This is a genomic window from Streptomyces sparsus (assembly GCF_054776295.1).
In genome coordinates this window covers 1-3,306 of sequence record NZ_BAAHCA010000554.1, presented here as the reverse complement: position 1 = coordinate 3,306, position 3,306 = coordinate 1, and the positions used below count along the sequence as shown (strand labels likewise).

5 protein-coding genes are annotated in these 3,306 nt (G+C 73.7%); 3 read left to right on the top strand and 2 right to left on the bottom strand.

The genetic code is table 11. The features are described from left to right. The coding region (gene bioD / locus ACYVE9_RS20090; RefSeq protein ID WP_461029279.1) for an ATP-dependent dethiobiotin synthetase BioD at positions 1-583 on the top strand (583 nt) is incomplete at its 5' end. A 46-nt stretch (positions 584-629) separates the two neighbouring features. On the opposite strand, the gene ACYVE9_RS20085 is transcribed toward bioD, so the two are convergent. Together ACYVE9_RS20085 and ACYVE9_RS20080 are read right to left on the bottom strand one after the other, a co-directional pair. After that, positions 630-1,001: a fic family toxin-antitoxin system, toxin component gene (locus ACYVE9_RS20085; protein WP_461029278.1), complete on the bottom strand. Its 372-nt coding sequence runs from the start codon at positions 999-1,001 to the stop codon at positions 630-632. Next, positions 998-1,231 carry an antitoxin gene (locus tag ACYVE9_RS20080; protein WP_461029277.1) on the bottom strand — a complete coding sequence of 78 codons (234 nt, stop codon included), beginning with the start codon at positions 1,229-1,231 and terminating at the stop codon, positions 998-1,000. The genes ACYVE9_RS20085 and ACYVE9_RS20080 overlap by 4 nt, the downstream gene beginning before the upstream one ends. Before the next feature lie 134 nt (positions 1,232-1,365). Here ACYVE9_RS20080 and ACYVE9_RS20075 point away from each other — a divergent pair, with 134 nt between their 5' ends. Both ACYVE9_RS20075 and ACYVE9_RS20070 read left to right on the top strand, forming a co-directional pair. Next, positions 1,366-1,785, top strand: coding sequence for a GNAT family N-acetyltransferase (locus tag ACYVE9_RS20075; RefSeq protein WP_461029276.1), 420 nt, complete (start codon positions 1,366-1,368; stop codon positions 1,783-1,785). 189 nt (positions 1,786-1,974) lie between these two features. After that, a partial coding sequence (locus tag ACYVE9_RS20070) for a hemolysin family protein (RefSeq protein ID WP_461029275.1) occupies positions 1,975-3,306 on the top strand: 1,332 nt, incomplete at its 3' end.

Sequence of the window (3,306 nt, the reverse complement as noted above, 5' to 3'; positions counted from 1 at the left end):
CGGGAGCAGACCGAGGTGCGGTGGGACGGTGGGCGGCGCGGTGACGACGGCGGAGCTGGCCCGCTGGCCGGAGCCGCTGGCACCGGAGACGGCTGCCCGGCGGGCCGGGCAGCCCTACCTCCGACCGGACCGGATCGCGAGGGAGGCGGACCGGCTCTCGGCGGGGCACGACCTCGTCCTGGTCGAGGGGGCGGGCGGACTGCTGGTGCGGTTCGACGAGCGGGGGGCGACCCTGGCCGACGTGGCGTCCCTGCTGGACGCCCCGGTTGTCGTGGTGGCCGCGGCGGGTCTGGGCACGCTCAACGCGACCGCCCTCACCACGGAGGCGCTGCGGGCCCGGGGCCTGACCTGCCGGGGTGTGGTGGTCGGGAGCTGGCCGGCCGCACCTGATCTCGCCGCCCGCTGCAATCTGACCGATCTGCCGTCCGCGGCGGGCACACCGTTGCTCGGCCTGCTGCCCGAAGGCGCGGGGCGGCTGGACGGCCCCGCTTTCCGGGAGCGGGCCGCGGACTGGCTGGCTCCGGAACTGGACGGCCACTGGTCGGGCGGGCCGCCGCTGTCGGTCCCCGGGCCGGTGCGGTAGCCCGCCGACCGACGGGCCGCCGGCTCTCGCAGAGTCCAGAACGCCGTCACAGGCTCCAGGACCGCAGGGCGTCGGCGATGGCGCGGACGTCGGCGGCGCCGTCGTTCACCAGCCTCGCGAGGTCACGGATCTGCTCCGGCGAGGTGGCCACCTTCACGCCGCTGGCCACCAGGTAGCCGTACGCCACCGCGCAGGCGAACATGGCGTTGGAGCCCTCCAGGGCCGGCACCCGCAGCAGGAGTTGCAGCAGAGCGGCGGCGCGGTCCTGCGGGTCGGCGTACACCGGGCGGCCGAAGATCGAAGCCTCGTGCCTGCTGACGGCGGCGACCAGAGCGCCGTAGTCCACGATCCGCGGGTCCCCGGGGGTGTTCTCCTCGGCAACGATGAGCAGCCAGGCGAGATCGATGCGAAGGCTCACGAAAGGTGCTTGCCCTCGTTCCCCGGCACGGACTCCTCGGCGAAGACGGATTCGTACTGCTTCATGAAGTCGGCGGCGGCCTCGACGAAGGTCTGTCCGACCTCGCCGGCCTCCTGCCTGACCAGTTCCTCGATGTAGCGGTTCACGCTCATGCCGCGTTGCAGCGCGCGGCGTCGCGCGGTCTCCGCGGTGGACTCCTCCACCCGCACGTTCAGCTGGGTCTTGGCCATACCTCACGCTAGCGCTTTCGCGCTAGCCCCCGCAAGCGCGCGTCCGTTATCCGTTCCGTACCGCCGGTGCACGACCGGGCGGCCGGGGACGGTGCCGGGCTCGACACACCGGCCGTGCGGTGCTGGGATGAGGTATGACCGAACTGCGCATCCGCACCGCCCGCCCGGAGGACGCCGAGGACGTCCTGGGGTTCTGGCGGATCGCGGCCGAGGGCGTCAGCGTCAGCGACGACCCGGCCGGCATCGCGCGGCTCGTCGTCCGGGACCCCGAGGCGCTGCTGCTGGCCGAGTGCGACGGCCGGCTGGTCGGCAGTGTCATCGCCGGCTTCGACGGCTGGCGCTGCCACCTGTACCGGCTCGCGGTGCACCCGGCGCACCGCCGGGAGGGTGTCGCCACGGCGCTGCTCACCGCGGCCGAGAAGCGTTTCGCCGAGTTGGGCGGACGGCGCGGGGACGCGATGGTGCTGGACCGCAACGAGAGCGCCCACCCGACGTGGGTCGCGGCCGGCTACAGCCGGGAGCCCCAGTGGAGCCGGTGGGTGAAGCACCTCTGACGCGACCCGCCCGCGCAGGGTGGGCGCGGCGGCGCTCCCGTAAGGTGGAGGGGTTCTTGCCGACGTCGACCGGTGTCGGCATCAGCTGAAAGTGGAAAGGGGTCAGCGTCCGTCCATGGGCGAGCCTCCAAGTCCCGGTACCGGGCACACCTGCCTCACTGCTCCTGATCCCAGGGCGGAGACGGCCCGATGACCGAAGTCCTGCTGTTGGCCCTGGCCCTGCTGCTCACCTTGGCCTGTGGCGTGTTCGTGGCGGCCGAGTTCTCCCTGACGACCGTCGAGCGCGGAGGTCTGGAGCGCGCGGTCGCCGATCGTGAGCCGGGGGCGGCCGGGGCGCTGAGCGCCGTGCGCTCCCTCACCTTCCAGCTGTCCGGCGCGCAGCTGGGCATCACCGTCACCGGGCTGATCATCGGCATGCTCGCCAAGCCCTCGGTGGCGGCGATGCTGTCGGGGCCGGTGGAGTCGGCCGGCCTGCCCGAGCAGGCGGCGTCGACCACCGCTCTGGTCCTGGGCACCGCGCTGTCGACGGTGGTGCTGATGGTCTTCGGTGAGCTGGTCCCGAAGAACTGGGCGATCTCCCGCCCGCTGCCGGTGGCCAAGCGGGTCGCCGCGCCGCAGCGCGCCTTCTCGGCCCTGTTCCGGCCGCTGATCCGCCACCTCAACAACACCGCCAACCGGACCGTGCGGCGGATGGGCCTGGAGCCCACCGAGGAACTCGCGTCTGCCCGCTCGCCGCAGGAGCTGGTCGCGCTGGCCCGGCACTCCGCGCGGGAGGGCGCCCTCGAGGCGGACTCCGCGGAGCTGTTCATCCGCACCCTGCACCTGGCCGAGCTGAGCGCGGAGAACGTGATGACCCCCCGCGTCCAGGTGACCGCGCTGGAGGTGCAGGCGACGGCCGCGGACGTCGCGAACGCCACCCGCGCCACGGGGCTGTCCCGTTTCCCCGTGTACCGGGACACGCTCGACACGGTGGTGGGCGTGGTGCACGTGAAGGACGTGCTGGCGGTACCTGCCGAGCTGCGCGCCGGTCAGCCGGTGACCGAGCTGCTGCGTGAGCCGCTGCTGGTGCCGGAGTCGCTGACGGTGGACCGGTTGCTGGACCGGCTCTCGGAGTCCCGCAGCCTGGCCGTGGTGATCGACGAGTACGGCGGCACCGCCGGTGTCGTCACCCTGGAGGACATCGTCGAGGAGGTCGTCGGTGAGGTGCGGGACGAGCACGACCCGCACGAGGCGCCCTACCTGGCACCGGTCGGCGCGGACGAGGCCGGCCGCGAGACGTACGAGGCGGACGGCGGAACCCGCACCGACCAGCTGGAGGCGATCGGGCTGCGCGCCCCCGACGGCCCGTACGAGACGCTCGCCGGACTCGTCGCCACCGAGCTGGGGCGCATCCCGGCCGAGGGTGACCACGTGGAGGTCGCGGGCTGGCAGATCGACGTGGTCGACGCGGCGGGGCGCCGGGCCGCCCGGGCCCGGCTGCGAGCGCCCGCCGAGGACGCGGAGCACAGCACCGCCCAACGC

Coding starts and splice junctions, on each gene's coding strand:
- ACYVE9_RS20080 (WP_461029277.1), bottom strand. CDS start 1,231: ATGGCCAAGACCCAGCTGAACGTGCGGGTGGAGGAGTCCACCGCGGAG.
- ACYVE9_RS20075 (WP_461029276.1), top strand. CDS start 1,366: ATGACCGAACTGCGCATCCGCACCGCCCGCCCGGAGGACGCCGAGGAC.